Source organism: Methylovulum psychrotolerans, from assembly GCF_002923755.1.
In the GTDB taxonomy this organism is placed as follows: domain Bacteria; phylum Pseudomonadota; class Gammaproteobacteria; order Methylococcales; family Methylomonadaceae; genus Methylovulum; species Methylovulum psychrotolerans.
In genome coordinates this window covers 533,457-560,240 of record NZ_PGFZ01000001.1, presented here as the reverse complement: position 1 = coordinate 560,240, position 26,784 = coordinate 533,457, and the positions used below count along the sequence as shown (strand labels likewise).

The following is a 26,784-nucleotide window of genomic DNA, read 5'->3' as shown; positions in this document are numbered from 1 at the left end:
CAATCTTGCTTAATTTTGCCATTCTGTGCCAATATGGCCTATGGCTGGCGGCTTTCCCTTCTTAAAGCCTTCGCTTTTCCCTTCCCTATAATAGACAGTTAAGCGCTTAGGCCTTAACCCTGACCTATACGAGCACATCCCCATGAAGAACCTACAACAAACGCTTATCTGGCTGACCATCGCCATCATTGGCGCTGCGGCGGTCGGCGGCATTGCCCTACAGCGCGGCGAGAGCATCAATGCCCTCTGGTTTGTCACCGCCGCCTTGTGTGTCTACGCCATTGCCTTCCGTTTTTATGCGGCCTGGATTGCCGCCACCGTATTAGAGGTTGACCCTAGCCGCGCCACCCCCGCCGAACGCTTGGATAACGGCCATGATTTTACCCCTACCCATAAATGGATAGTCTTTGGCCACCATTTTGCCGCGATAGCAGGCCCTGGACCCTTAGTGGGGCCGACCTTGGCGGCACAGTTTGGCTATCTGCCGGGCACCTTATGGATATTATTTGGCTCGGTGCTGGGCGGTTGTGTGCAGGATATGGTGACGTTGTTCATGTCCACCCGCCGTGATGCCAAAAGCTTGGGGCAAATGGCCCGCGATGAGCTGGGGGCGTTGGGCGGCACGGCGGCGTTAATCGCCACTTTCACCATTATGATTATCCTGATTTCCGTCTTAGGCCTGATTGTCGTCAATGCCATGAAACATAGCCCGTGGGCGACCTTTACCGTGTCCGCAACCATCCCGATTGCCATTATCGTCGGCTTTTATATGCGCTATTTCCGCCCTGGGCAAGTGCTGGAAGCCTCGGCCATCGGTGTGGCTTTGCTGTTATTGTCTGTGGTGGGCGGTAGTTGGATTGACCAGCATCCGGTTTTGCATGGCTGGTTCGACCACGAAGGCCTGACTTTGGCATGGTGGATTATGGCCTACGGTTTTGCGGCGGCTATTTTGCCGGTCTGGATGTTGCTCGCCCCGCGTGATTACCTGTCCACTTACATGAAGTTAGGCACGATCACCTTGTTGGCGGTGGCGATTATCGTCTTACAGCCTAGCGTCAAAATGCCCGCCATTACCCAATTCATTGACGGCACCGGGCCAATATTTGGCGGCAAACTATTCCCGTTCGTCTTCATCACCATTGCTTGCGGCGCCATCTCCGGCTTCCATTCGCTGGTCGCCTCCGGCACTACGCCCAAGCTGTTATCGAATGAGCGCGACATCCGCACCATCGGCTATGGCGGCATGTTATTGGAGTCTTTTGTCGCCATTATGGCAATGATTGCCGCCACAGTGCTCGACCCCGGCGTATTCTTCGCCATCAACAGCTCGGCGGGTGTCGTCGGTAAAGAAGCGGCCGATGCCGTGGCGAAAATTTCTTCTTGGGGCTTTCCGGTCAGCGTCGGACAAATGCAGGACTTAGCCACAGCGATGGGCGAAACCACCCTGTTTGCCAGAACTGGCGGCGCACCCTCTTTAGCGGTCGGTATGGCGAGCATTTTCGGCAGTGCCTTCGGGCAAGGCATGTTAGCGGTGTGGTATCACTTCGCCATCATGTTCGAGGCCATCTTCATCCTGACGACCTTAGATGCTGGTACCCGTGTCGGGCGGTTTATGCTGCAAGACATGCTCGGCAACATCTGGCCGAAAATGGGCGAAACCTCATGGACACCCTCCGCCGTCATCACCAGCGCCATTGTCGTAGCGGGTTGGGGCTATTTTCTTTATATCGGTGTGATCGACCCGAATGGCGGGGTTAACATCCTCTGGCCTTTATTCGGCATCGCCAACCAAATGCTTGCCGCAATTGCTTTGTGCGTATCGACCACAATTCTGGTCAAGTCCGATAAACTGCGCTATGCGTGGGTGACGGGCTTACCGCTGACATGGTTGGTTATCATCACCAGCACGGCGGCTTGGCAAAAACTGACCAGCGCCGATGTCCGTATCGGTTTTTTTGCGGGGGCCAATGACCTGAGCGCCAAATTGGCAAGCAACAGTCTGCCGCCGGAAAAAGCTCAACACGCCCCGCAACTGATCTTTAACCTGCATTTAGACGCTTATATAACGTTGGCGTTTGTCAGCCTGCTCTGGCTGATTGTGTTTGATATGCTGCGCGTATGCAGCCGCTATGTCAGCGGCAAATCTGTGCCGCCGCTGAGCGAATCCCCACACATCCCTAGCCGTTTAGTCGAAGACTGGGTGCGTGACTGATGCTGCTGAGTAAACTGAAAATTTTCTGGCGCGGTGTCCGCCAATTGTCGGGCGATGACGCTTATGAGCGCTATTTGCGGCATTACGCCCAACACCATGCCGACACCGACACCCCGCCGCTAAGCAAAGCCGAGTTCTTTAAACAATGGCAAGATGGCTTGTGGCAGGGGATCCGGCGCTGTTGCTGAGATAAAATCGTTATTTAACCTTGTGTGTAAGGGGGTTATGCCTTATAATTGTATCCCTTACGCATTTGGGGTGTTAGCTCAGTTGGTAGAGCAGTGGACTCTTAATCCATAGGTCTAGGGTTCGAGTCCCTAACGCCCCACCATATAATTCAAAGTGTTACGCGCGTCCAGTCTTTTAAAAATCCGTGCTATTAGCAACTGCACGGTTTTTTGCCATTTTTAGCCCTTTGTTGGGGTGACTTCTTTTTTCTCTATGTTGTAGATATTTAGATATTCATCATTTCCGGTGATCTGTGGCGGCTTGGGTCCATTTTTCCTGCTAATGTTCCGTCGGTATCGGTTATGCCTTTTCTTTTTAAATCGTGCAGGTTGAACGGTTCAAATGAGATGTTATTTGCGGTGGCAGTGGCTACGGTGGTAGCTCTGATGCGTTGCCAGGCCGTTTGCATGTCCAATTCGCTTAGCTTGTTCCCCCATCCGTTCGCTAATAAACAGGAAGCGTTTTTTATATTGATGGGCGGTGGCTGTTCGTGTTTCGCCAACATTTAAACGGGTTCGGCATGGAGCTTTACGCCTAATGCCTTAATCACTTTCAAATAAGAAGCCCCAATGGCCTAGCTGCCCTTGGGGCTTTTTTATGCCCCGCAAAAATGGAAACCCCCAGCTATCCCCCACCACCCGCGCCCTATAATGGCCAAAACACTATTATGGAGGGTGTATGCCCAGAGAATTGCCGCTAATCCGTTACTCGTTGAGGGAGCGGGGGCGTGAGTTTGGCGATCGCGGCGTTGGATTGCGCGGCGCAATTGCGCAGGGATATTGACGAATTTAACAGCCTTGCCGCGTTGCCGCAGTTTAAGGCGACCGACAGGGGCGGGTAAGTGTTACGTTTCATCAATAATGAGGGCACTGCTTGCTTCTCTGGGTTATATCGAAATGATTAAGGCAATACCGCCAAGTTAAAAGCCCCGTTAAGGGGCTTTTTTGTGTCCGGCGGTGGGTGGGGTTAGTTGTCCAACTGCGTGTGTATCACCCGGTTACGGCCTGCCGATTTTGCACAATATAAGGCTTTGTCCGCTTCATGAAGTAGGGTCTCTTCCGATTGGTGCTTAAGCAGGTCTACGGAGACGATGCCCGCACTAATGGTCACGAGCTTTTCCCTACCAAAAACCAAGTTCAGGCCGCTGATTTTTTCCCTGAGAGAATCGGCGGCGGTTTGTGCATAAGCGTTACCTATGCCGCCAAAAATGACGGCGAATTCGTCACCCCCCAAACGGGCGGCAAGATCGTTTGGCCTACTGGCGAACGACGACAGCACTTGGCTAACTTTGATCAGACATTCATCTCCCGCAAGATGGCCGAAATGGTCGTTGTAGCCTTTGAAATTATCAACGTCTATCATCACCAAGCTGATGGACAATTGGTTACGGATGCAACGGCGTATCTCTTCATGCAGAAACTCATTGAAATAGCGACGGTTAGCCAAACCTGTCAGCGGGTCATGCAAAGACAGGCTTTCTGCTTTTTCTTCAGCCAGCTTGCGCTCGGTAATGTCGTAATGGGCGATGACGAACAGACGTTTAGGGCCGTCCTGTAAGGGCGACACGCGCATGATGAACCAGCGTTGTTGGTTGGGGCTATGGCAGGGGTATTCGTAGTAAAAATGGGGGGAAGTGCAATTAATGACCGTCAAGATGCCTTGCAATGCCTGAACGGCAAGCTGGTCGCCCATGAAGTGGGAGTACCGGACAATATCAAGATAGTTGCTGCCAATGCTGCTGAACTCAGGCGACAAATTATTTTCCGCCCCGAAACATATCCAGGCGTAATTGACATCAATAATGCTGCCGGTGTCATCAATCACGGCGATTTGCTGTTGCAAAGAGTCAAAAACGGCTGCGCGTGTGGCCATTCGCTCTTGTGTGTGTTGTGCTTTCATGTCTAGTGTCAGAAAATGGGCGGTATGTGTGGTAAGTTCATACGTTTACCCATTCTGAGGATTGGGATTAGGGGCGCGATTGCTGGGCATAAACGGCATAACGGCCTTGCTTTTCGCCTGCCTTTGCGTTGACAGTATATACCAATTAGGTTAGGGTATATAAGTAGATGGGCATATATTTTTTAACATCCATTAATCCGTATAAGTTGATGGCAGGCCTCATGTTAAAGGATGGAACTGCTTGCCGGAATGCGGATAAAAAAAGCCCCTTAGCGGTTTTTTTTTGTGTCCGGTAGTTTGCGCCGGACGGGTGGGGTTTTGTTTGTTTTGATGCGTTTTAGGCGTTTGCTACTTCCTCCCTTAAGAAGTTTTCTAAGCGCTCGGGGGCGCAATGGATTAGTTGGGTGAGGCGTTTGGGCGAAACGTAGTGCATGACGATTTGGCCGGGTAGGTCTTAGCCTTTTTCGGTCGCCAGGTGTGAATGATGGGGTGTGCCACTAAAGGAGATAGTTGGATGCCAGCACAAGGGTACAAGTCGGGGCATATCCGGTCTTGCATCCTTTGCGGTAAAGCGCCCATTTGCTGGGCGCGGTCTGTTTGGCGATGAACAAGCCACTTCGGCCTAAGCCCATTCGGCGCTCAAGCTTTCCGCCTGCTCCAACACCAGTTGCACGGCCTCTTCCTGTTTGCCGGGCGGGTATTTGTATTTGCGTAAGATACGCTTGACCATCAGCCTTAAGCTGGCTCGGACGCTTTCGCGCACTGACCAATCGACGCTGATATTTTTGCGTAAATTTTCCGCCAGTTCGTGGGCGATTTTTTTCAGCGTCTCGTCGCCCAACTCGCGTACCGATTCCTCGTTGTTCGCCAAAGCGTCGTAAAAAGCCAACTCGTCATGGTTTAGGCCTAGGTTCGCGCCGCGCTCCGCCGCTGCCTTGAACTTTTTCGCCATCTGGATCAGCTCTTCCATCACCTGCGCGGTTTCAATCGAACGGTTCTGGTAACGTTTGATGCTGTCGGCGAGCAGTTCTGAGAACTTATGCTGCTGGACAATATTAGTCGCGAAACGGGCTTTTATTTCGCCTTCCAGCAACCGCTCCAGCAATTCCACAGCCAGGTTGCGTTCGGGCAGGTTGCGGACATCATCCAGAAAGGCTTGGTCAAGAATACCGATATTGGGCTTGTCCAGCCCCACGGCATCAAAAATGTCCACCACCTCTTCAGATACCACCGCCGAGCCGATAATCTGCCGTATCGCCAGTTCGCGCTCTTCGTTGGTTTTCTTTTTGTGGGTACTGTCCTTCTTGGTCAGCAACACCTTGACGGCCTGGAAAAAGGCGACCTCTTCGCGCACGGCCTTGGCTTCGTCCAATGTGCAGCACAAGCTGAAGGCTTTGGATAGAGCCAGCGCGGTGTCGCAGAAACGTTTTTTGCCCTCTTTGATACCCAGTACATGGTTGGCAGTTTTCGCCAATATGCCATGACCGCCGGTCAAAAAATCGCCGTAATCGAAGCCATGCAACTGGGCGCGAAGAATATCCAACTTTTCTTCCAGCACCGCGTAGGCTTCCTGGGCATCGACGGTGGGGCGGCCACGGCCCTTACTGGCGGTGTATTCTTTTAAGGCAGCTTTCAGGCTGTTGGCAATGCCGATGTAATCGACCACCAAGCCGCCTTGCTTATCGCGGAACACACGGTTGACACGGGCGATGGCCTGCATCAGGTTATGGCCTTGCATGGGCTTGTCCACATACATCGTATGCACACAGGGCGCGTCAAAGCCGGTCAGCCACATATCGCGGACAATCACCAACCGCAACGGGTCATCTGGATTTTTAAAGCGTTTCTCCAGCCGCTTTTTGGTTTGTTTAGCGTAGATATGCGGGCGCAACAAAGGCTTGTCGCTGGCCGAACCGGTCATAATGATTTTAATGGCTCCTTTTTCGGGGTCGTCGTCATGCCAAGCAGGGCGAAGGTCGATAATGGCGTTGTACAGATGCACACACACTTCCCGGCTCATCGCCACTATCATGGCCTTGCCGGATTGCGCTTGGCCGCGCTCCTCAAAATGGGCCACCAAGTCGGCGGCGACTTGCCGGATGCGCGGCTGCGCCCCGACCACTTGCTCAAGGGCTGTCCAGCGGCTTTTCAGGCGGGCTTGTTGGTCGTCTTCTTCATCTTCGGCCAGCTCATCGACTTCCGCGTCCATGTCTGCCAAGGCCTCTGGTTTCAGCCCCAGTTTTGCCAGCCGTGATTCAAAATAAATCGCCACCGTCGCGCCATCCTCACGGGCTTGCTGCATATCGTAAACGTCGATGTAGTCGCCGAACACGGCGCGGGTGTCGCGGTCTTCGGCGGATACTGGCGTACCCGTAAAGGCGACAAACGTGGCATTAGGCAGGGCATCGCGCAAATGTTGGGCATAGCCGACTTGATACACCAGACGCGGTTCGGCGGTCATCGCTGCCGATGGGGTTTGCGCCGCGTTTGCACCCAAGAGGGGGTAAGCCGATACATCCAAAGCATCTGACAGCTTAACCCCCGCTACCGCACGGGTGGTTTTGATTTTCGCGGCAAATCCGTATTGGCTGCGGTGCGCCTCATCGGCAATCACGACAATATTTTGGCGTTCAGACAGCACCGGAAAACAATCTTCATCTTCACCCGGCATGAATTTTTGGATAGTGGCAAAGACAATGCCGCCGGAAGGCCGATTAGCTAACACACGCCGTAAGTCTTGGCGGCTTTCCACCTGTACAGGCTGTTCGCGCAATAAATCCTGCGCCAAGGAAAACACCCCGAACAACTGCCCGTCCAAGTCATTGCGGTCGGTGATGACGACAATGGTCGGATTTGCCATCGCCGGTTCGCGCATCACGCGGGCGGCGAAGCAGGTCATGGTGATGCTCTTGCCGGAACCTTGGGTATGCCAGACTACGCCGCCCTTGTGCGAGCCGCCGGGGCGCGAGGCCGTAACCACTTGCACAATCGCCGTGCGCACCGCATGGAACTGATGATACCCGGCGATTTTCTTAACCAGCGTGCCGTCATCTTCAAACAGGACAAAGAAGCGCAGGAAATCCAATAAGTAAGTCGGCGCTAAAACCCCGCGCACCAGCGTTTCCAACCCGCTAAACTGCCCCAGAGGGTCAAGTGCCGCGCCGTCGATGGTGCGCCACGCCATAAACCGCTCGCTATCCGCCGACAGCGACCCCAGCCGCGCTTCCGTGCCGTCCGAAATCACCAGCACTTCGTTGTACTGGAATACATCGGGGATTTGCTCCTTATAGGTTTGCAGTTGCCTAAAGGCTTGCCAAATATCGGCGTTGGCATCCGCCGGATTCTTCAACTCCAGCAATACCAGCGGCAAGCCGTTAATAAACAGGATAATATCAGGACGGCGGGAATACTTCGCCCCCTTGATGGCAAACTGGTTAACCGCCAGCCAGTCATTGGCGGCGACATCGGCAAAATCCACCAGCCGGACAAAATCGCCGCGCGTTTCGCCCGCTTGTTGATATTCAACGGGTACGCCATTAACCAACAAACGGTGGAAATGGCGGTTTGCCGCCAACAACACGGGCGTGTCCATATTCAACACCTGTTGCAGCGCGTCTTCACGCGCGGCCATCGGCACTAAGGGATTCAGTTGGCCGATGGCCTTACGCAACCGCCCAACCAACACCACTTGCGCGTAATGGCTACGCTCAGGCGCGACACCATCGACGGCAATATCAGGGTCATAAACGGCGCTATAACCGACATCCGCCAGCCAGCCTAGGGTTTCTTGTTCCAGTTGGTCTTCGGTCATACACTGCTGTTGCTAAGGAATGGGTAAGAAAATCATTCAGGCAAACGCCAAAAGCTACACATTGTGGAGCGCGGGCATCTTGCCCGCAACAGCGGGCAAGATGCCCGCGCTCCAATAAGCTGACTGCCTTACGGTTATGCCGAGGTTATTTTATACGCATTACTAAACCAAATGTACTGCTAATTTTTTACCGAATCAATTAGCCTTCTGTCATTCCAATAACTCCCAATAGCCACCCTTGCTGGAACCAACCCGGCGCAAGCGGTTTTCTTGCTGTAATTTTTGCAGATTGCGCTCAATTGAGTGCCTAACTCTGGAATGGTAAGACGCGTTTTTCACGCAGCAGCGCAAACATTTTCCCCGACGTTTCCCCCGACGTTTTTACCGACACTTCCGTCATGGCATTGTGTACAGGTTTTTATTTCATGCACATTCCCAAGCGGTATGGCAGGGTTGAATGCTCATAATGGCGATGTAACAGGCGGTTTTTGGTCTGGGTTTGGTTCAGGTGCTACCGCATCATTTACCAATTGCCCATTTACCGAATACCAATTGACAATGCCCAGTTCACGGTTACGCGCTTGCGCTTCCCGGACGGCTTTATTGCCGATACGGGCAATTTTGACTGTCCAACGCTCATTTTTATTTGTTTTCATGCGCGACCTCTAAAAAATAATTAAATTTCCCCCATGCCGCCTACGATAACTAATTGTGGCCGGGGGTTCATGCAGCCGCCTCTTCGGCATCGGGCAGGCGGAGATGGCCGGAGATTAGGCGGGGGAGTAGGGTGTCGCGTAGGGAGGTTAGGGTTTGGGCTTGTTGTTGATTCTCTACAATACTTATTAGTAATTCGCTAGTTATACCATGGAAGGCTTGCATAATTTCGTTACTAGGTAAAACACATTGAATACCTGATACCACTTCAGGGCGCACCGCAGGATAAGCTCCACCATCTGCAACATGAGCAAGATATTCAATACTTGAATCTTGTGTGGCAGCGAGATAAACAAACTCAGTATTTTGACTGGTTTTTGGTCGCAAAACTGCGAAACCTGTACTTGCCGTCAAATTACTAGTAGCCCCATGAATGAAAGCAAAAGAACGGTTGCCTGGACGAACAGTGCCAATAATTGTATCTCCATTACTTAATGATCGCCGCGCACGACTAGGTGCTTCATCAAATTGGTAATCTATAATAGCGGCAATTTCATTATCTTTAGTATTTGCTAAATCAATATACGCGACCGTATCAGGGTGTTTATTAGCTTTCCATGATTCAGGATTAAGCTTAGCTAAGTTCGCCAAGTTTCCAATTCGCCACCCCCTAGGCACTAAACCCAATTCCGATTCCTCAAAACCATCAGGAAACAGCGCGGCGGTGTCCGCGTCCATGCCTTCCGGCTCGCGGCCTTGCTGTTTGGCGTGTACGAGATCGAAATCCACAAACCACGATTTGAACAGGGCTTGGGCAATGGCTTCTAGCGTGGCGTTGGTTTCGCGTAGTAGGGCAATGCGGTTAGTCAATACATCAGCAATAGCGGAAATGTTCTTTATCGTGTTACTTGGTGGCATCGGAATTGGTAGCTTACGAATATCTTTTAGATTAAGCGTTTTTTGAACCGTAGTGTTTAACACCGCGTCAATGAGATGCCTACTTGCAGCACTTTCTAATACTGTTTTTAAATATATACGTATACTCGGATCATGTAGGCGAATTACTGCTATTGCACGAGCAGGGTTCCAACCCGCCATTGATGGCTTGACTACTACACACTCTCCTGGATTACCTACAAGCGTGATTAGCAACTCATCGCCCACAAGTTGGGTGCGTTTATGCTCTTCGTTTGTTTTCTCCGATACACAATAAGTAGGTTTTAATGGAATGGAACCGTCTTTTATATCCCCAACTTTTATAAGTGGAATACCACTGGGTGTATCAGGGCCAGGATACATGACACCTACAGCAATGCTTTTGCTGTCACGTAATAGCGATTCAAGGGGCACAATACTCCAATCTGATGGTATTTGACCTCCCGCACTTTCCCAATATCTTCTTAATTCAGATGCCAGTCGGCTTACGCTATCGCTAACCCGACCTACGGTTTTGTCTTCACCTAAACTCATAGCCCCGCCCGCAACAAAGCTACGATGACATTAACCACTTCGGATTGTTTGTCGGCCTTTAATAAGCCTGCTGTACCTTTAAACAGCGTTTCATTGGCGGTAAAGAGTTTGCCAGGACGGACGTAGCTGGTGCGTTGCAAGCTGCCTGTCACAAAATCCGCATCGGTAAGTTCCACGGCGGCAGAATCCGCATAAGGGTTGCTGGTAATTTGGCATAACACCCAGTCGCCTTTGCCCGCTGACGCTAACAACAATGCTGGGCGTAGTTTGCTGGCGGACAGGTCGGAAAACGGAAAAGGCAGCAAGATTACTTGGCGGGTTGCAAATGCGCCCATGCCGCGTCCTCCTCGTTGCGTAACCAATCTTGGGCCAATGCGATTTCGCTAAGGGTCGCACCGCATAAGGCCGTGTCAGCAGGTTGCGTTTCCGTGGTGAAAGTAACCAGCACCCTGCAGGAGGTGGTGATTAGTGTGGGTAAGGTTTCCAAGAACTGGAGGTGACCATTTGGCTCTAGCACGGCTTCGTAGGTTTGCAGCATCGTTGCTCCTGATTGATTTTAAAAAGGTTGGCTTATTTTGCTATTAGCTTCGGCAAGCGCGATTGCCGCCTCGGATTCTTTTAGTCAGCTGATAACAACATTGGTGTCCAGCAAAAACTTAATCCCATTCATTACGCATATCCTGTTGGATTTGCACAGGGTCACCCGCAAATATTGGCGATGATTTTAGCTGGCCAGCAAATGACCGCCAGTCTTTTGCTGGGCTGGGCGTTTTTGATGTCAGCACTTTTTTGGACCGCCTCAACACCACCAACGGCTCGTTTTCCTCAAACTCGACGGCTTCTAACAATTCGATAACGCCGGATTTTGAAACGGCTTCAATCGCTTGATACATAATTGATTCTCCTGTTGGATTGCATGGCATTGTGCCACAGCTTGTGGCATAAAGTTGGGCCACAAATAGAGATGTTATCACTCACATTAAGCGGCACAACTTGATTTGTTGGGTTAGGCGCGAGGTTAAAGCCCTCGGCAAAGGCTGAAGACCTTTGCACTCCACCGAAGAAGCCGCCCCGAACGGAATGCAATGGTCTTCAGCCATTGCACGATGGCTTAACCGCGTGTATCCGCGTTTAGCCTGCCATTTGCTTAATAACGGCCCCAAGCCTAATACTCGATCATCAAGTTTTTCATAAAACCCGCCCCGAATAATATTACAGATGCTGGTTCCCAAGCTCCAGCTTGGGAACCTTGTTTTCCGAAGCTCTCGCTTCGGGAATTCTGGGTACTAACATTTGCTAACACCGTTCAGATAGGTTTGTAAAGCGGTTTTGGCGCAGCCGCTGAGTTTTTTTGGAATTCTCGAAGCAGGAGCTTCGAGTAGGTTGGTTCCCAAGCTGGAGCTTGGGAACCAGTACAAAATTTCAGGGCTGGTTTTATGAAAAACGTGAACATCTTAACCCTAACACCCCCCGCCTCAAAACGTATAACCCAAGCCCCCCAGCTTCTGCCGTATCAGCTGATCCAGTTCCGCGCCCTTCGCCATTTGCTCGCCGAGCTTTTCGGTGAGTTTTTGCATCTTGTCGGCAAAGGCTTCGTCATCGTCTTCCACGGCTTCAGCGCCGACATAACGCCCAGGGGTCAGGACATGGCCGTGTTCGGCAATTTCCGCCAAGGTCACGCTACGGCAAAATCCGGCAATGTCGGCGTAGGCTTCGCTTGTTGTGCCGTCGCCACGCCAAGCGGCGACGGTGTTGGCGATCCTGTCAATCACGGTATCGGTAAATTCGCATTGGACGCGGCTAATCATGCTGCCTAGCTTACGCGCATCAATAAACAGCACCTCGCCTAGTCGGGCGCGTTTTTCTTTGACCAAAAACCACAAACAAGCGGGGATTTGGGTATTGAAGAACAACTGGCCGGGCAAGGCGATCATCACTTCGACTTTGTCGGCATCGACCATGGCGCGGCGGATGTCGCCCTCGCTGTTCTGGCTGGACGACATGGAGCCGTTCGCCAGGACAATGCCGCCGCGCCCGTTGGGTTTCAGATGGTGCAGGATGTGTTGCAGCCACGCGTAGTTGGCGTTGCCTAGCGGCGGTGTGCCGTACAGCCAGCGCGGGTCGCCTTCCAAGCTGCCATGCCACCAGTTGGAAATATTGAAGGGTGGCCCTGCCAAAATGTAATCGGCTTGTAAATTTGGGTGCTGATTACATGTGAAGGTATCGGCTGGTTCTTTGCCTAAATTAAAATCAATCCTATGAATTGATAGATTCATCGTCGCCAATCGCCATGTCGTCGGGTTAGCGTCTTGTCCATATATAGATAGGTCACCCTTCTTGCCATTATGAGACTTTGAATATATATCGGCTAACAGGAGAGTATTGCCCACGCCACAGCAAGGGTCATAGACTTTACCTTGAACAGGTGCGAGTACTGATACAAGTAACCAATCGACACTTCTCGGCGTGTGATCGTCACCGCCGCGCTTGCCTTCGGCGCTGGCAAATTGCCCCAGAAAGTATTCGTACACTTGCCCCAGCAAATCCCGCGCGTGGTTTTTGGCGGTGTCGGCGGATTCGCCAAAGCCGATTTGCGAGACCAAATCCACCAACTCGCCGAGCTTGCCGTCGGGCAGTTGCACCCGCGCATAGCGTTTGTCGAGTATGCCTTTCAGCTTGGGGTTTTCGCTTTCAATCAAGGCCAGCGCATCGTCAATGCGCTTGCCGATGTCGGCCTGTTTGGCTAGGGCGCGTAAGGTTTCCCACCGCGCCGCTTCCGGCACCCAAAAGACGTTGGCCTCTTTGTAATAGTCGCGGTCTTCCAGTTCGGCCTCAATAAGGTCTGGGTCGTCGGCCCCTTCCAGATAGTAGTCGTCGCCACTGTCGGTAAACTTGCCCAGCAGTTCGGCGCGGCGGGTCTGGAAGGTGTCGGAAATGTACTTGACGAAGATCAGACCCAGGACAATATGCTTGTATTCGGCAGCGTCCATATTGGCCCGCAGTTTGTCGGCGGTCGCCCACAGGGTTTTTTTAATGTCTTCAATCATCTGTTGAGGGTATAGGGATGGGTAAGGTAAGGCCGCTTAATCCATCACTGGCAATGGGTCGGGCATCGGTGTTTGCGGCAAAGGGGCTATTATAGGCTGGCTAACGTCTGAGATTCTATGAACCATTTCACAACACGGTTAAAAACAGTGAAATATTTTAGGGATGTCACAAAAAGCCCCTTGATGGTGGGTAGCTTGGCTAAGGGCGCAGATCGACAAGGCCGAGATAGGGGGCGGGATGGGATTAGGAAAGCTACTTTCGGGTGGTTTTTTGTGCCTGAAGCGGCAAGGGGTGCGGCTTTATGGTGGCTTGTTGTCCGGTGTCATTTTGAGGGACAAAATGGGGACAATTTTTCTTGCGGGCATAAAAAAAGGCCTACATTTTCATGTAATGCCTTGATTTGATTGGTGGCGATAGGTGGATTTGAACCGCCGACCCCGGGGTTATGAATCCCGTGCTCTAACCAACTGAGCTATATCGCCATGTTCTTGAAAGAACCTCTAAAAGAGCCGATAATTTTATATAGATAATGTCTGTCTGTCAAACATTAAATCTAAAATGTACCACATCACCGTCTTTAACGACGTAATCTTTACCTTCAAGCCGCCATTTTCCGGCATCTTTTGCGCCTTGTTCGCCTTTGTAGGTGACAAAGTCTTGGTAAGAGATGACCTCGGCGCGGATGAAGCCTTTTTCAAAATCGCTGTGGATAACGCCAGCGGCTTGGGGGGCGGAGGCGCCGACGGGGATAGTCCATGCGCGGACTTCTTTCACCCCGGCGGTGAAGTAGGTCGCCAAGTCCAATAACTCATAACCCGCCCTAACGACACGGTTCAGGCCGGGTTCTGCCAGGCCTAAGTCGTCCAAGAATTCTTTGCGTTCGTTTTCTTCCAACAACGCGATTTCGGCCTCAATGGCGGCGCAAATCGGCACGACACGGGCATTTTCTTTGGCGGCGAGGGCGACGACCTTGTCTAAGAGCGGATTGTTGTCAAAACCGTCATCTTGGACATTGGCGATGTACATGGTCGGTTTGATGGTCATCAGGCACAGGTCTTTGATTAAGGCTTTTTCATCCGCGTCCAGATTCAGGCCACGCGCAGGTTCGCCCGCTTCGAGTTGCTTTAAGACCCGTTCCAAAACGGATTTTTTCGCCACGTCGTCTTTGCTGCCGGATTTCGCCATTTTGCTGACGCGCAATAAGGCCCGTTCGACTGAGGCCATATCGGCTAAGGCCAATTCGGTGTTGATGGTTTCTATGTCGGAAATGGGGTCGACTTTACCCGCGACATGGACGACGTTTTCGTCATGAAAACAGCGCACGACATGGGCGATGGCATCGGTTTCGCGGATATTGGCGAGGAATTTGTTGCCTAAGCCTTCGCCTTTGGAAGCCCCAGCGACTAAGCCTGCGATGTCGACAAATTCAATCGTGGTGGGCAGGGTGCGTTCGGGTTTGACAATTTCCGCGAGTTTGTCGATTCTAAGGTCGGGTACCGGCACTACGCCAACGTTGGGGTCTATCGTGCAGAAGGGGTAGTTTTCGGCGGCGATTTTTGCGCGGGTCAGGGCGTTAAATAAGGTTGACTTGCCTACGTTGGGTAAACCCACGATTCCACAATACAGTGCCATAGTAATTTTCTATATAATCGGTTAAGTTAAGAACAGGGTGTAGCAAACCCAGCATTATACAAGCTATCGGGTGAATCCACACGGCAAAACGCCGATTTCTTGCCGCGACACTAACATTTAAGGACATTTATGAAGTATTGGTTAATGAAATCCGAACCCGACACGTTCAGCATCACGGATTTGGCGCAACGTCCAGGCCAGATAGAGCCTTGGGACGGGGTGCGTAACTATCAGGCACGCAATATGATGCGCGACGACATGCAGGTGGGCGATTTAGTGTTTTTCTACCATTCCAACTGCGCCGAGCCGGGCATTGTCGGCATTATGGCGGTGGCGAAAGCGGGTTATCCTGACGGTTCGGCATTTGATCCCGATGATAAGCATTTCGACCCGAAAAGTAATCTTGAGCAGCCGCGCTGGTTTCGGGTCGATGTGCAGTATGTCAGGACGTTATCGCGCACCATCACCCTGCACGAGCTGAAATTAAAGCCGGAATTGGCCGATCTGGCCTTAGTCAGGCGCGGCAACCGCCTGTCGATCATGCCCGTCAGCGCGGCGCAATGGCAGTTTATTTTGGCTTTGGAATAATCAAGGCTTAGGCTGTTGGCTTTGCTCGTAGCGGTCATAAGATTGGGTGGCGGTGTCATAACATCGCGCCCGTTCGCTGTTATCGGCGATTTTTGTGCATTGGTTAACCCGTGCGCCTTGCGCGGTATCATACAGGCGTTGCTCGGTGCAGCCTTGCAGCAGGATGAAGAGCAGGGCGGTTAGGAGGCGTTTTGGCATGGTGTTGTCCTGGTCTGTGGGGGGGGAGGGCGGATACTATAACACTAAAGCTATCGGAAATAGAGGGGGTGGATGAAATGGCGATAGGGTTAGGTAAAATGTTGCAAGCGTGTTGCCGATGGTATCCGGTATTGGCGGCAGCATTTGTCCATGAGTTTTTGCCTTGGGTTTCGATGGCTGTAGAGACGTTACGGCGCAACGTCTCTACAAAGGTAAAATCACCCCACCTCAATCACAATTTTGCATTTCGACAATAAAATTTTCTGAATTGCGCTCGCTTTGGGCATCATCGTTGCGTAGGGCTTCGATGCGTTCCAGGTAATCGTCGTCGATGTCTCCGGTGATGTATTCATTGCTGAAACAGGAGGTGTCGAAGTGGCTGATGTTGGGGTTGCCTTTGCCGACGGCGGCGATCAGGTCGTCCAAATCTTGGTAGATCAGGCGGTCGGCGCCGATGGCGGCAGACACTTCGTCTTCGGTGCGGTTGTGGGCGATCAGTTCATGGGCGGCGGGCATGTCGATGCCGTAAACGTTGGGGTAACGCACAGGAGGCGCGGCGGAGGCGAAATAGACTTTTTTCGCGCCCGCATCTCTGGCCATTTGGATGATTTGTTCGGAGGTGGTGCCGCGCACCACCGAATCATCGACCAGCAAGACGTTTTTGCCTTCAAATTCCAAGCCGATGGCGTTGAGTTTTTGACGCACGGATTTCTCGCGCATTTTTTGGCCGGGCATGATAAAGGTGCGGCCTATGTAGCGGTTTTTGATAAAGCCTTCGCGGAATTTTACGCCTAAGATGTAGGCCATTTGCAGGGCGGCGGTGCGGCTGGTGTCGGGTATCGGGATGACCACGTCAATGTCGTTGTCCGGCCATTCGCGTTGGATTTTTTCCGCCAGTTTGGTGCCCATGCGCAGGCGGGCCTTATAGACGGATATGTTGTCGATAATCGAGTCGGGGCGGGCAAAATAGACGTATTCAAAGATACACGGGCAATGGTCAACGTTCTCGGCGCATTGGCGGGTATGTAAAACACCTGATTCTTCGATAAAGACGGCTTCGCCTGCGGCGACATCGCTAATCAGCTCAAAGCCCAGTACATCGAGGGCGACGCTTTCGGAGGCGATCATAAATTCGGTGCCGGACTCGCTTTGCCGTTGCCCGTAGACGATAGGACGGATGCCGTGCGGGTCGCGGAAGCCTAAGATGCCGAACCCGGCGATCATGACCACGACCGCATAAGCGCCACGACAGCGGCGGTGTACGCCTTTGACGGCTTCGAACACGTCATTGACGCTTAAATGCAGCTTGCCCAGGCTTTGCAGTTCATGGGCGAAGACGTTGAGCAACACTTCCGAGTCGGAATCGGTGTTGATGTGGCGCTGGTCTTGGACAAACAAGGCCTCTTTGAGTTCTTCGGTGTTGGTCAAGTTGCCGTTGTGCGCCAGAGTCAGGCCGAACGGGGAATTGACATAAAACGGTTGGGCTTCGGCGGAGCTGGTGCAGCCTGCCGTCGGGTAGCGGACATGGGCAATGCCCATATTGCCGCGTAGTTTCATCATTTGGGCATTAGTAAAGACATCACGGGTCAATCCGGTGTCTTTGCGAAGGTGCAAGCGTCCTTTTTCGCAGGTGACTATGCCCGCCGCATCTTGTCCGCGATGTTGCAGGACGGTGAGCGCGTCATAGAGTTCTTGATTAACAGCTTGATGCGAAACGATAGCAGCAATACCACACATTTTTTACGACCTGATTTTAAAGTTGTTAGCGATAATGAATGTTTTCCAGCAACACTGATGGAAGGTGATCTTTTAGCCATAAGGCTAGGGTTTGGAACGGCGGCACAAATTGGGTGCGGTGCCACCACGGCGACTGGGGCAACACCGACAAACCGGCCAGGATGACGATGATAGTTGCCCACAGGCCGCCGCGCAATAGGCCTAAGCAGAGGCCACCGAAGCGGTGCAGTAGCTTCGGTGGCGTACTTTTTAATACGTTGCCTAATAAGAGCCGGATGATTGCCGCTATGGATACGGTGAGTGCGTATAGGGCAATAAAAGCCGCCGCCAGTTTGGCGGCGGGGTCTTTGAAGGCGGGGGGGAATAAATAGGCCAAATCATGGCTAAATCCTAAGCCGACCAGCAGGGCCAGACAAGCGACCGCTAAGGAAAAGGCCTGTTGGTTATAGCCTTTGAGTGTGCCGATGACAGAAGCAACGGAGACCACTCCGGCGATAGCATAATCTAACCAGATCATTGTTATGCCTATCAGGTAGCGGGGGCTTTACTCGCCGACCAGCATACTGCCGATGTTTTGTTGCTGGAGCTTGCTACGCATGGTTTCTGCTCGTTTTTTGTCGAGTTCGGGGCCGACCCGCAGCCGATACATCGTGCCTTTGCTGGTTTGGATGGTGTCCAGTTGGACGGGCATACCTTGTTTGCGGATGGTATCGGAGAGCGCCAAAGCGTTTTCCCTTTTGCTGAAAGTGCCCGCTTGCAGATAGTAGCGACCCAAGCTGCCGGTGGCCTTGGCAGGCTTAGGGGGCGGAGGCGGGGCTTTCGGCTGGGTTTTGGCAGGCGTGGCTTTGGGAGGCTCATGCGCTGGCGGTTTTGGCGTTTCTTTTACCGTGTAGGGTTTTTTGCCCGGCTTTTTGACTTCGCTGACATCACCCGTGTCCAAGCGGACTACAGGGGCGGCAGCGGCGGGCGGCTGGTCAATTGGGCTGTCTTCAGGCAGCGCCGAGTCGTTTTGCATTGCGCCTTCACCGGGCAGTTCGGGGTCGTTAGGATCGCCTGCCAGTTCACCTTCTTCCATCGGCGGCGGCATGTTTTCGGTGTCGGAAAGGCCGCTATTGCTGTCGGTTTTATCAGGGGTTTCGGTGGTTTCATCAGGTAAAGGGGCGATATCGTCAGCATTGCGCGGCAATTTGCTGGCACTGTCGTCCATAGTGATGGCGGGCTCTTCGGGAATGGTCAGTTCGCTGACCATCTGGCCGCTATTGTCGACGGGGTCTTCAAATAGCATGGGTATGAAAATAGCAGCCAGAGCCGTCAGGACGATGGCCCCGATGATCCGTTGGGTTAATTCTTGATTCATGTTGTCAACTCACTTTTCTCAAATTCATGCAAACAATCAGACACCAAAAAGAACGAGCCAAAAACCAACAGCACATCATCTGGATGGGCTTGGCTTTTTGCCGCGTCAAACGCATCCTTAAATCCGCTAAAGCCAAAGGATACCTTGCTAACCGGACTTTGTAAAAAAATCTCGCGCATGGCGGTTTCGGTAATAGCCCGGTGGTTGGCCAAGGGCGCGAAATACCAGTTATGGACGACAGGGTGCATAATGTCCAAGACGCTGGCAATGTCTTTGTCTTTCATCATGGCGAAAACGGCGTGTATTGTCCGGTCAGGATAGTACTGCTTGAGATAAGCGACCAAGGTTTTCACGGCTTCGGGATTGTGTCCGACATCAAGGATAACCGTCATGTCACCCGGAAGCTGTTGGAAACGCCCCGCTAAGCGGACGTTTGCCAGGCCTGAGCGGATGGCATCGGCACCGACGGGCAGACGTTCGGACAGCAACTGCGTCGCCAAAATGGCGGCGGAAGCATTGCGGTATTGGTGTTCGCCTTTCAGAGCCGGTTCAGGCAAGCCGTCAAGCTGGCGGCCTTCGGCAGACCATGTCCAGCCTTGCTGCTGTTGGCTGTAGTGGAACTGCTGATTGAGACAATAGAGCCGGGCTTGCTGTGCTTGGGCGGTGGCAATGACCGAGGCGGGCGGCTCCAGGTCGCTGACGATGGCGGGGGTGGCGGGGCGGAATATACCTGCCTTTTCACCCCCTATCGCTTCACGGGTGTCACCTAACCAATACACATGGTCTATGCCGATGCTGGTAACGATGGCGGCATCAGGATCGACAATATTGACGGCATCTAGCCGTCCGCCTAGACCTACTTCCAACAGTTGGATATCAAGGTCGGAACGCCAAAAAATATCCAAGGCCGCTAGGGTGCCAAATTCAAAATAACTTAACGAATGCCCGGCGCGGACGGCTTCTATGCGCGTGAACGCCGCGCAGATCAGCTCGTCGCTAACCGGTTCGCCATTGATTTTGATGCGCTCATTATACCTGAGGATGTGCGGCGAGGTATACGCGCCGACACGGTAGCCTTGGGCTTTGTAGAAAGCCTCCAGATATGCCACGCACGAACCTTTGCCATTGGTACCGGCAACGGTAATGGTCAAAGGTTTTAGGCGCTGAGGGTTAAGCGCGTCATAAACGGCGGCGACGCGCTCTAAGCCTAAATCGATTGCTAAGGGATGTAAGCCTTCTTGCCAACGCAACCAGCCGGGTAGTGAATCAAAATGCATTATCAAAATAAGCTTACGTTGCTATGCCCTGCTTAAACAGGGACGACAACAGCCGGAGCGTCAACGGGGCTGGCGGTTTCTTCAAGGGCGGCGGTGCGCCGGGTGTGTTGGCTTGCGGTCAGGATGGCAAGGATACTGGCGATTTTGTCGCGCATGTCGCGGCGGTCGATAATCATATCAATCGCCCCGTGTTCTTGTAAAAATTCGCTGCGTTGGAAGCCTTCGGGCAATTTTTCCCGCACGGTCTGCTCAATGACCCTGGGGCCAGCAAAGCCGATCAGGGCATTAGGTTCGGCGACATTAATGTCGCCGAGCATCGCTAAGCTCGCCGATACGCCGCCCATGGTCGGGTCGGTCATGATCGAAATATAGGGGATGCCCCGTTCAGACAAGCGTGTCAGGGCGGCGCTGGTTTTGGTCATTTGGAATAAGGAGAACAACGATTCTTGCATCCGTGCGCCGCCGCTGGAGGTAAAGGCGACAAACGGAATGCCCAATTCGACACTTTTGTTAATGCCGCGCACAAAGCGTTCGCCGACCACCGAACCCATAGAACCGCCCATAAAGCTAAACTCGAAGGCAGCAACCACCACATCTTGGCCTTGGAGTTGGCCTTTCATGACGACGAGCGCATCAGTTTCTTTGGTTTGTTTTTGGGCGATGACTAGGCGTTCTTTATATTTTTTGGTGTCTTTAAATTTTAGCGGGTCCAGCGGTTTGACGTTTTTGCCGATTTCTTCACGCGTACCTTCGTCTAAAAATAGGTTCAGCCGCGCCCTGGCGGAAATGCGCATGTGATGGTCGCATTTCGGACAGACGCTGTAGTTTTTTTCCAGTTCCGAGTTATAGAGAATGGCGTTACAGTTGGCACATTTGCTCCACAATCCTTCGGGTACGGTGGTTTTCTTTGCGGACGCATCCGTTTTGATAAAAGCTGGGCGTAATTTTTCTAACCAACTCATTTTTTAGGCTCCGTTATTGTCCATAGCGTGGCGCATGGCGGCCAACAATTCAATAATTTCTTTTTTCGCTTGTTCGGGGCTGTCAAGGTTCGCCTCAATTTTGCTGATTAAGGCACTGCCCACTACTACGCCGTCGCCTAATGCGGCAATTGTTTTAGCGGTGTCGGCATCTTTGACACCAAAACCGATAGCGACCGGCAAGCGGGTGTTGGCGCGTAATTGTTCCAATTTTGTCTTAACGTCGGCGATATTCAAATGTCCCGCGCCTGTTACGCCTTTTAGGGAGACATAATACAGGTATCCGCTGCCGACTGCGTCCATTTTTTGGATACGCTCGGAACTGCTGTTCGGGGCGAGCAGAAAGATAGGGTCTATGTCCCGCGCTTTCAGCAACGCGGCGCATTCTTCGCCTTCTTCGGGCGGCAAATCGACGGTTAAGATGCCGTCCACTTCGGCACGTTGGGCGGCATTGGCAAACGCTTCATAGCCCATCGCTTCAATGGGGTTAAGATAGCCCATCAGCACAATCGGGGTATGGCGGTTGCTGCGGCGGAACTCCATCGCCATTGCTAAGGTACGGCGTAAGCTCATTTTATGGGCTAAAGCACGTTCGCTGGCGCGTTGGATGACCGGGCCGTCGGCCATAGGATCAGAGAAGGGTATGCCCAATTCAATCACGTCTACCCCGGCTTCGACCATTGCGTGCATCATCGGCACGGTAAATTCGGGATACGGGTCGCCTGCGGTAATGAAAGGGATCAGGGCTTTACGGCCTGTTTGGGCCAGTGCTTCAAAAGTTGCGGCTAATCGGCTCACAGTTCTATTCCTTCACGTCTTGCCATAGTTTGCATGTCTTTGTCGCCACGCCCTGACAGGTTGACGATAATCGTTTGGTCGGGGCGCAGGGTTGGCGCCAGTTTCATGGTGTAAGCCATAGCATGGCTGGATTCCAGCGCAGGGATAATGCCTTCCATGCGGGTCAGGGCATAAAAGCCACCCAAGGCTTCGTTATCGGTGATGCTGACGTAATTTGCCCGCCCGGTATCTTTTAGCCACGCATGTTCGGGGCCGACACCCGGATAATCTAAGCCGGCGGAAATGGAATGGGTTTCGATAATTTCCCCATCATCATCAGACATCAAGTAGGTGCGGTTGCCGTGCAGGACACCTGGGCGGCCTGCGGATAGCGGCGCGGAATGCCGTCCGGTTTCGATACCGTCTCCGGCGGCTTCGACCCCGTACAGGGCGACGCTGGCATCGTCAATAAACGGATAGAACAGGCCGATGGCGTTGGAGCCGCCGCCGACACAGGCGACTAAAGCATCGGGCAGGCCGCCTGTCGCCGCCAAGCATTGTGCTTTGGCTTCGCGGCCAATAATGGCCTGAAAATCCCTGACCATGGCAGGGTAGGGATGGGGGCCTGCTACCGTACCGATAATATAGAAGGTGTTGTCGACATTAGTGACCCAATCGCGCAAGGCTTCGTTCAATGCGTCTTTCAGGGTTTTGGAGCCGGATTCGACGGCGACTACGGTCGCGCCCAGCAGTTTCATGCGGTAGACGTTTAGCGATTGCCGCGCGACATCGACCGCGCCCATGTAAACCACGCATTCCAGACCTAAACGGGCGGCGACGGTCGCAGTGGCGACACCGTGTTGGCCTGCGCCGGTTTCGGCAATGATTCGGGTTTTGCCCATGCGTTTGGCAAGCAAGGCTTGGCCGACGGTATTGTTGATTTTATGCGAACCGGTGTGGTTGAGGTCTTCGCGCTTCAAATAAATTTGCGCCCCGCCCAATTCGCGGCTCCAGCGTTCGGCATGGTATAAGGGCGAAGGCCGTCCGACATAATATTGTAAGTCTTTATCCAGTTCGGCGATAAAGTCAGGGTCGCCCAAATACTGTTGGTAAGCGGCGTTCAGTTCCTGAATCGGCGGCATGAGGGTTTCAGCTACGAACATACCGCCGTAAGGGCCGAAGTGTCCGCGTGCATCGGGCATGGTGTATTTATCTGTCATATTATTATTGTATCCCCTTGGTTAACTTCCTTTAAAAACGCACGCATTTTTTGCGCATCTTTAATACCTTTATCGACTTCCACGCCGCTGCTGACATCCAGCGCATAAGGCCGTACCGCCTGTATTGCCTGTATCGCGTTGCCCGGTTCCAACCCACCCGCCAAAATAATCGGCAAGGCGCAATGCGGCGGGATCAGCTCCCAATCAAAGGTGCTGCCAGTACCGCCTTTAGCGTTGGGGTGGTAGGCATCCAGCAATAGCCCGGCGGCATCGTGATAGGCCCGCGCCAGTTGGCCGACATCGGTGTCGGCCTGCATCCGTACCGCTTTAATGTAGCGCTTGTTATAGAGCCGGCATTGTGCGGGTGTCTCATCGCCATGAAATTGCAGGCAGTCGATGGGGACTTGTGCTAACACGTCGTGTATTTGCTCAGCGTGGGCATCGACAAACAACGCCACCACCGAAGTGAAAGCGGGTAGGGCAGCGACGATTGCCTGCGCTTGGGCTATCCCGACATGGCGCGGGCTGGGCGGATAAAACACAAGGCCAATAGCATCAACACCTGCTTGGGCGGCAACCACCGCATCCTCGACACGGGTAAAACCGCAAATTTTAACGCGAGTTCGCATAAAGTGATATGGGAATTTAGAAAATTTATGACAATAAAAGCGTTATCTAGCGCTTAACAAGGTTTTAAAGGCTATTAAGCGGGCTGGGATAACGTTTCGGGAGGCTATTGTGGGTGTTCATCATGCCCATGCCCATCTTCATGATGGTCTTGGTCTTGCCCCGCATGGTCATGATGATGCGCCGTTGCCGTTTCGGTGACCGGGACGGCGGCGACGGCCACACCGTAGTGGTAGACCATCAGGCCACCCAAGTCCGCACCCAAGGCCAACAGCAAACACAATACCCCGGAGGCAAATAAAAATAAGCCGTTGGCCGCGCCGCGTAAGGCGACTCCCGCTTGGTTACGCCAAATGGAGAGGATGCTGGCTAAGGCTAAGACCCAGACGCCAAAATGTTCATGGCGTTCCATAATGGCGTGGACGTTATCGCCGTGCGGTACGGAGTCGGCGGCGATAAAGCCCGCCATGACCGTAAATCCCGCCGCCACTGTGCCTAAGTATAAAAACCAAGTTGCGGCCATGCGCCAGGTAGGTTTTTTTGCCAGGGTCGCTATGCTGTCAATCATAAAAAAAGCCACCAGAAAGGCAATGGGGAAATGCACTAACATCGGATGGATGTTCGCCATTGCCGATAATCCCGGTAACAAGGTCGTAAACATACCGCTTGGGCTTTGGGCGGTAAGCCCTTCAATAAAGCCCAGCAAGCTGACCAGGCCATCCGCCAAGCCGCCGCTATCACCATGATCCGCGCCGCCGTGGACTTGGAAAGATAAAAAATTATACATAGCTGTTGGAAAGTGAAAAAAGTGTCGCTAAAAAGCACAATCTACCTGATATTGGGGGAATTGCAATATGATAAGGCTTTGGCGGGTGCAAATGCCGTACCGTACTGGCTGCGGCAGCAGTGAAAAAAACGCCGCTAGCGTTGTGCTGTTTCCGCCCAGACTAACCTTAAAATAATTATGGAATTTTTTGGGAATTTGCTAAGAAAGCTGATAGCATTCCAATCCTTCTTCAACACGTCTGACAGGCCCGGCCATGAAAACTGATGACATTACCGCTGTAAAAAACTACTTACTTGATTTGCAAGATAAAATTTGTTCGGCACTGGAGAGCCAAGAGCCTGAGACCCGGTTTGTCGAAGAGCTGTGGGAACGTGCCGAAGGCGGTGGCGGTAGGACGCGGGTGCTGGCGGGCGGTGAGGTGTTTGAGCAGGGCGGGGTCAATTTTTCTGCCGTGTCGGGGATTAGCCTGCCGCCTTCGGCAACCGCTAAGCGTCCTGAATTGGCAAACCGCCATTTTCATGCCATGGGCGTGTCCTTAGTAATCCACCCCAGAAACCCTTATGTACCGACATCGCACGCCAATGTCCGGTTTTTAATTGCCGAGCAACCGGGCGAGCCGACCATTTGGTGGTTTGGCGGCGGTTTTGATTTAACGCCGTTTTATCCGTTTCATGACGATGTCATTTATTGGCATCAAACAGCCCAAAAAGCCTGCGCCCCTTTTGGTGACGACGTGTACAGCACTTACAAAAAATGGTGCGACGAGTATTTCTTCCTGACCCACCGCCAAGAGACCCGTGGCGTGGGCGGGCTGTTTTTTGACGACCTGAACGAAGGGGGCTTTGAACAATGTTTTGCCTTTATGCAAAGTGTCGGTAACCATTATATTGAGGCTTATTTGCCGATTGTGCAAAAACGTAAGGATACCCCTTACGGCGAGCGTGAACGCGAGTTCCAACTGTATCGCCGGGGCCGTTATGTCGAGTTTAACTTGGTTTATGACCGGGGTACGCTGTTTGGCCTGCAATCGAATGGCCGCACCGAATCTATTTTAATGTCCATGCCGCCCGTGGCGCATTGGCGGTACAATTGGCACCCAGAAGCAGGTACGCCCGAAGCGGCGCTGTATGAGCAGTATTTAAAGCCGCAAAATTGGTTGGGCATTTAGGTCGCCGATGTTGCTGTTAACCATGCAGTTTTTGCTGGGTTTGCTATATGCCAATGCGGGAGAATGGCTGATGCACAAGTATATCCTGCATGGCTTAGGGGCTAAACCTACCAGTTTTTGGGCTTACCATTTACATGAGCATCATGCGGTCTGCGCCCGGTGCGCTATGGTTGACCCCGGCTATCGGGCGATCAGGCTATCGGTTTGGAATACCCAAACTAAAGAGCTGGCCGTTTTGCTGGGCCTGGTGCTGTTGCATCTGCCGTTATTGTTGCTGCTACCCGCAATGGCCTGGAGCCTTTATCTGTCGCTGGCGCTGTATTATTACAAACACCGCCGGGGGCATCTGGATCCTGACTGGGCGCGGCGGCATCTGCGTTGGCATTACGACCATCACCTTTGCCAGCAAGCCGCCTGTAGCGGCAATTGGTGCGTGACGTGGCCGTGGTGTGATTATTTGCTCGGCACCCGTATTAACATGCCGTAATCGGCAGGTGTTGCGCATAAAACTTACTGGGTCAGCAAACGGTGCCGCCACGCATACGCCGTTGCTTGAGTGCGGTCTGTTAAATAAAGCTTGGAAAGGATGTTGCTGACGTGGGACTTTACGGTTTTTTCACCAATACCAGCTTCTCGGCAATCAAAACATTGGCAAGTCCTTGGGCAAGCAACAACAGAACCTGCATCTCCCGGTCACTGAGTTCTTCATGAAGGGCGCGATCAAGGTGACGGCGCGACATAGCGGTCATTAACAGGGTTGCAATGCGCGGACTTAAAGTGCTTTCGCCCCGTGCGGCAGCGCGGATTGCCGCGACCAATTCATCAGGGTCGGTATCTTTCAGTAGATAGGACAGCGCCCCGGCCTGCGTGGCCTCTATGTAATTGTAATAGTTGTTCCTTGGCCTACAGCAGTTTCGATTAAAAACAGGCCAACGGGAAGTGAAGCTGTACGCTCGCGCATGGAAAGGATACCCGTTCCAGCGGTGGGAAGGTTTTGATTAAAACCTACGCCATCATCTTTTACCAGCAATTCGAAAACAGCGTGTTCCGGCCTAAACAAGCAAAGGCAAATAAAAGCAGTTCTATTTTCTAATCTAATTTACTCCCGCTTCTT

The 26,784-nt window shown here is 52.6% G+C and carries 25 protein-coding genes, 2 tRNA genes and 1 pseudogene; 6 read left to right on the top strand and 22 right to left on the bottom strand.

The window, feature by feature from the left end; translation table 11 throughout:
- Window positions 1–142: 142 nt before the first annotated feature.
- The 3 genes from AADEFJLK_RS02635 to AADEFJLK_RS02625 all read left to right on the top strand — a co-directional run bounded on the left by AADEFJLK_RS02635 (window position 143) and on the right by AADEFJLK_RS02625 (window position 2,543).
- On the top strand, window positions 143–2,212 hold the full coding sequence (locus AADEFJLK_RS02635; protein WP_088618083.1) for a carbon starvation CstA family protein: 2,070 nt from the start codon (window positions 143–145) through the stop codon (window positions 2,210–2,212).
- Window positions 2,212–2,400 (top strand): YbdD/YjiX family protein, encoded by a 189-nt coding sequence (locus AADEFJLK_RS02630; RefSeq protein ID WP_103973205.1) that lies wholly within the window; start codon window positions 2,212–2,214, stop codon window positions 2,398–2,400. The genes AADEFJLK_RS02635 and AADEFJLK_RS02630 overlap by 1 nt, the downstream gene beginning before the upstream one ends.
- Before the next feature lie 67 nt (window positions 2,401–2,467).
- Window positions 2,468–2,543 (top strand) — tRNA-Lys (locus AADEFJLK_RS02625).
- 123 nt (window positions 2,544–2,666) lie between these two features.
- Here AADEFJLK_RS02625 and AADEFJLK_RS02620 read toward each other — a convergent pair.
- From AADEFJLK_RS02620 to ychF, 11 genes are all read right to left on the bottom strand, one after another.
- A complete protein-coding gene (locus AADEFJLK_RS02620; RefSeq protein ID WP_103973204.1) occupies window positions 2,667–2,945 on the bottom strand; it encodes an integrase in 279 nt (92 codons plus the stop codon).
- A gap of 461 nt (window positions 2,946–3,406) precedes the next feature.
- Window positions 3,407–4,312 carry a sensor domain-containing diguanylate cyclase gene (locus tag AADEFJLK_RS02615; protein ID WP_170065013.1) on the bottom strand — a complete coding sequence of 302 codons (906 nt, stop codon included), beginning with the start codon at window positions 4,310–4,312 and terminating at the stop codon, window positions 3,407–3,409.
- Window positions 4,313–4,961: 649 nt separating this feature from the next.
- Entirely contained in the window at window positions 4,962–8,150 is a 3,189-nt protein-coding gene (locus tag AADEFJLK_RS02610) for a type I restriction endonuclease subunit R (protein ID WP_103973202.1), read from the bottom strand.
- Window positions 8,151–8,611: 461 nt separating this feature from the next.
- A complete protein-coding gene (locus AADEFJLK_RS02605; RefSeq protein WP_103973201.1) occupies window positions 8,612–8,806 on the bottom strand; it encodes a hypothetical protein in 195 nt (64 codons plus the stop codon).
- Between the two features lie 67 nt (window positions 8,807–8,873).
- Complete coding sequence (locus tag AADEFJLK_RS02600; RefSeq protein WP_103973200.1) at window positions 8,874–10,274, bottom strand: restriction endonuclease subunit S; 1,401 nt, start codon at window positions 10,272–10,274, stop codon at window positions 8,874–8,876.
- Window positions 10,271–10,609 (bottom strand): MazF family transcriptional regulator, encoded by a 339-nt coding sequence (locus tag AADEFJLK_RS02595; RefSeq protein ID WP_103973199.1) that lies wholly within the window; start codon window positions 10,607–10,609, stop codon window positions 10,271–10,273. The genes AADEFJLK_RS02600 and AADEFJLK_RS02595 overlap by 4 nt, the downstream gene beginning before the upstream one ends.
- On the bottom strand, window positions 10,582–10,812 hold the full coding sequence (locus AADEFJLK_RS02590) for a hypothetical protein (protein WP_103973198.1): 231 nt from the start codon (window positions 10,810–10,812) through the stop codon (window positions 10,582–10,584). Before AADEFJLK_RS02590 ends, AADEFJLK_RS02595 begins: the two co-directional genes overlap by 28 nt.
- 118 nt (window positions 10,813–10,930) lie before the next feature.
- Entirely contained in the window at window positions 10,931–11,167 is a 237-nt protein-coding gene (locus AADEFJLK_RS02585; RefSeq protein ID WP_146054493.1) for a DUF2281 domain-containing protein, read from the bottom strand.
- A gap of 582 nt (window positions 11,168–11,749) precedes the next feature.
- Window positions 11,750–13,321 (bottom strand): type I restriction-modification system subunit M, encoded by a 1,572-nt coding sequence (locus AADEFJLK_RS02580; RefSeq protein ID WP_103973196.1) that lies wholly within the window; start codon window positions 13,319–13,321, stop codon window positions 11,750–11,752.
- A 406-nt stretch (window positions 13,322–13,727) separates the two neighbouring features.
- Window positions 13,728–13,804: transfer RNA gene (locus AADEFJLK_RS02575), tRNA-Met, on the bottom strand.
- A 58-nt stretch (window positions 13,805–13,862) separates the two neighbouring features.
- Window positions 13,863–14,954 carry a redox-regulated ATPase YchF gene (gene ychF, locus AADEFJLK_RS02570; protein ID WP_088619075.1) on the bottom strand — a complete coding sequence of 364 codons (1,092 nt, stop codon included), beginning with the start codon at window positions 14,952–14,954 and terminating at the stop codon, window positions 13,863–13,865.
- Between the two features lie 129 nt (window positions 14,955–15,083).
- Here ychF and AADEFJLK_RS02565 point away from each other — a divergent pair, with 129 nt between their 5' ends.
- Window positions 15,084–15,542: an EVE domain-containing protein gene (locus tag AADEFJLK_RS02565; RefSeq protein ID WP_103973195.1), complete on the top strand. Its 459-nt coding sequence runs from the start codon at window positions 15,084–15,086 to the stop codon at window positions 15,540–15,542.
- Here the strand turns inward: AADEFJLK_RS02565 and AADEFJLK_RS02560 are convergent, their stop codons facing one another.
- The 10 genes from AADEFJLK_RS02560 to AADEFJLK_RS02515 all read right to left on the bottom strand — a co-directional run bounded on the left by AADEFJLK_RS02560 (window position 15,543) and on the right by AADEFJLK_RS02515 (window position 24,502).
- Window positions 15,543–15,740 carry a hypothetical protein gene (locus tag AADEFJLK_RS02560; protein WP_088619073.1) on the bottom strand — a complete coding sequence of 66 codons (198 nt, stop codon included), beginning with the start codon at window positions 15,738–15,740 and terminating at the stop codon, window positions 15,543–15,545.
- Between the two features lie 228 nt (window positions 15,741–15,968).
- Window positions 15,969–17,477 carry an amidophosphoribosyltransferase gene (purF, locus tag AADEFJLK_RS02555; protein ID WP_088619072.1) on the bottom strand — a complete coding sequence of 503 codons (1,509 nt, stop codon included), beginning with the start codon at window positions 17,475–17,477 and terminating at the stop codon, window positions 15,969–15,971.
- Window positions 17,478–17,502: 25 nt separating this feature from the next.
- The gene (locus AADEFJLK_RS02550) at window positions 17,503–17,994 is read right to left on the bottom strand and encodes a CvpA family protein (RefSeq protein WP_103973194.1); all 492 of its coding nucleotides are present in this window, start codon (window positions 17,992–17,994) and stop codon (window positions 17,503–17,505) included.
- A gap of 27 nt (window positions 17,995–18,021) precedes the next feature.
- Window positions 18,022–18,834: an SPOR domain-containing protein gene (locus AADEFJLK_RS02545; protein WP_088619070.1), complete on the bottom strand. Its 813-nt coding sequence runs from the start codon at window positions 18,832–18,834 to the stop codon at window positions 18,022–18,024.
- Window positions 18,831–20,114, bottom strand: a complete 1,284-nt coding sequence (folC, locus tag AADEFJLK_RS02540) for a bifunctional tetrahydrofolate synthase/dihydrofolate synthase (protein ID WP_211299154.1) — start codon at window positions 20,112–20,114, stop codon at window positions 18,831–18,833. The genes AADEFJLK_RS02545 and folC overlap by 4 nt, the downstream gene beginning before the upstream one ends.
- A 29-nt stretch (window positions 20,115–20,143) precedes the next feature.
- Window positions 20,144–21,073, bottom strand: coding sequence for an acetyl-CoA carboxylase, carboxyltransferase subunit beta (gene accD / locus AADEFJLK_RS02535; RefSeq protein WP_088619068.1), 930 nt, complete (start codon window positions 21,071–21,073; stop codon window positions 20,144–20,146).
- Window positions 21,074–21,076: 3 nt separating this feature from the next.
- A complete protein-coding gene (gene trpA, locus AADEFJLK_RS02530; RefSeq protein ID WP_103973192.1) occupies window positions 21,077–21,889 on the bottom strand; it encodes a tryptophan synthase subunit alpha in 813 nt (270 codons plus the stop codon).
- A complete protein-coding gene (gene trpB / locus AADEFJLK_RS02525) occupies window positions 21,886–23,088 on the bottom strand; it encodes a tryptophan synthase subunit beta (protein WP_088619066.1) in 1,203 nt (400 codons plus the stop codon). Before trpB ends, trpA begins: the two co-directional genes overlap by 4 nt.
- Window positions 23,085–23,717, bottom strand: coding sequence for a phosphoribosylanthranilate isomerase (locus AADEFJLK_RS02520; RefSeq protein ID WP_103973191.1), 633 nt, complete (start codon window positions 23,715–23,717; stop codon window positions 23,085–23,087). The genes trpB and AADEFJLK_RS02520 overlap by 4 nt, the downstream gene beginning before the upstream one ends.
- 104 nt (window positions 23,718–23,821) lie before the next feature.
- Window positions 23,822–24,502 (bottom strand): DUF2231 domain-containing protein, encoded by a 681-nt coding sequence (locus tag AADEFJLK_RS02515; protein ID WP_088619064.1) that lies wholly within the window; start codon window positions 24,500–24,502, stop codon window positions 23,822–23,824.
- A gap of 253 nt (window positions 24,503–24,755) precedes the next feature.
- Between AADEFJLK_RS02515 and hemF the strand changes: the two genes are divergently transcribed.
- Complete coding sequence (gene hemF, locus AADEFJLK_RS02510) at window positions 24,756–25,670, top strand: oxygen-dependent coproporphyrinogen oxidase (protein ID WP_088619063.1); 915 nt, start codon at window positions 24,756–24,758, stop codon at window positions 25,668–25,670.
- Window positions 25,671–25,677: 7 nt separating this feature from the next.
- Window positions 25,678–26,157 (top strand): sterol desaturase family protein, encoded by a 480-nt coding sequence (locus AADEFJLK_RS02505; RefSeq protein WP_103973190.1) that lies wholly within the window; start codon window positions 25,678–25,680, stop codon window positions 26,155–26,157.
- Window positions 26,158–26,180: 23 nt separating this feature from the next.
- Here AADEFJLK_RS02505 and AADEFJLK_RS26025 read toward each other — a convergent pair.
- A pseudogene (locus tag AADEFJLK_RS26025) lies at window positions 26,181–26,356 on the bottom strand (response regulator transcription factor).
- Window positions 26,357–26,784 lie beyond the last annotated feature (428 nt).

Coding starts and splice junctions, on each gene's coding strand:
- AADEFJLK_RS02635 (WP_088618083.1), top strand. CDS start 143: ATGAAGAACCTACAACAAACGCTTATCTGGCTGACCATCGCCATCATT.
- AADEFJLK_RS02630 (WP_103973205.1), top strand. CDS start 2,212: ATGCTGCTGAGTAAACTGAAAATTTTCTGGCGCGGTGTCCGCCAATTG.
- AADEFJLK_RS02620 (WP_103973204.1), bottom strand. CDS start 2,945: ATGTTGGCGAAACACGAACAGCCACCGCCCATCAATATAAAAAACGCT.
- AADEFJLK_RS02615 (WP_170065013.1), bottom strand. CDS start 4,312: ATGGCCACACGCGCAGCCGTTTTTGACTCTTTGCAACAGCAAATCGCC.
- AADEFJLK_RS02610 (WP_103973202.1), bottom strand. CDS start 8,150: ATGACCGAAGACCAACTGGAACAAGAAACCCTAGGCTGGCTGGCGGAT.
- AADEFJLK_RS02605 (WP_103973201.1), bottom strand. CDS start 8,806: ATGAAAACAAATAAAAATGAGCGTTGGACAGTCAAAATTGCCCGTATC.
- AADEFJLK_RS02600 (WP_103973200.1), bottom strand. CDS start 10,274: ATGAGTTTAGGTGAAGACAAAACCGTAGGTCGGGTTAGCGATAGCGTA.
- AADEFJLK_RS02595 (WP_103973199.1), bottom strand. CDS start 10,609: ATGGGCGCATTTGCAACCCGCCAAGTAATCTTGCTGCCTTTTCCGTTT.
- AADEFJLK_RS02590 (WP_103973198.1), bottom strand. CDS start 10,812: ATGCTGCAAACCTACGAAGCCGTGCTAGAGCCAAATGGTCACCTCCAG.
- AADEFJLK_RS02585 (WP_146054493.1), bottom strand. CDS start 11,167: ATGTATCAAGCGATTGAAGCCGTTTCAAAATCCGGCGTTATCGAATTG.
- AADEFJLK_RS02580 (WP_103973196.1), bottom strand. CDS start 13,321: ATGATTGAAGACATTAAAAAAACCCTGTGGGCGACCGCCGACAAACTG.
- ychF (WP_088619075.1), bottom strand. CDS start 14,954: ATGGCACTGTATTGTGGAATCGTGGGTTTACCCAACGTAGGCAAGTCA.
- AADEFJLK_RS02565 (WP_103973195.1), top strand. CDS start 15,084: ATGAAGTATTGGTTAATGAAATCCGAACCCGACACGTTCAGCATCACG.
- AADEFJLK_RS02560 (WP_088619073.1), bottom strand. CDS start 15,740: ATGCCAAAACGCCTCCTAACCGCCCTGCTCTTCATCCTGCTGCAAGGC.
- purF (WP_088619072.1), bottom strand. CDS start 17,477: ATGTGTGGTATTGCTGCTATCGTTTCGCATCAAGCTGTTAATCAAGAA.
- AADEFJLK_RS02550 (WP_103973194.1), bottom strand. CDS start 17,994: ATGATCTGGTTAGATTATGCTATCGCCGGAGTGGTCTCCGTTGCTTCT.
- AADEFJLK_RS02545 (WP_088619070.1), bottom strand. CDS start 18,834: ATGAATCAAGAATTAACCCAACGGATCATCGGGGCCATCGTCCTGACG.
- accD (WP_088619068.1), bottom strand. CDS start 21,073: ATGAGTTGGTTAGAAAAATTACGCCCAGCTTTTATCAAAACGGATGCG.
- trpB (WP_088619066.1), bottom strand. CDS start 23,088: ATGACAGATAAATACACCATGCCCGATGCACGCGGACACTTCGGCCCT.
- AADEFJLK_RS02520 (WP_103973191.1), bottom strand. CDS start 23,717: ATGCGAACTCGCGTTAAAATTTGCGGTTTTACCCGTGTCGAGGATGCG.
- AADEFJLK_RS02515 (WP_088619064.1), bottom strand. CDS start 24,502: ATGTATAATTTTTTATCTTTCCAAGTCCACGGCGGCGCGGATCATGGT.
- hemF (WP_088619063.1), top strand. CDS start 24,756: ATGAAAACTGATGACATTACCGCTGTAAAAAACTACTTACTTGATTTG.
- AADEFJLK_RS02505 (WP_103973190.1), top strand. CDS start 25,678: ATGTTGCTGTTAACCATGCAGTTTTTGCTGGGTTTGCTATATGCCAAT.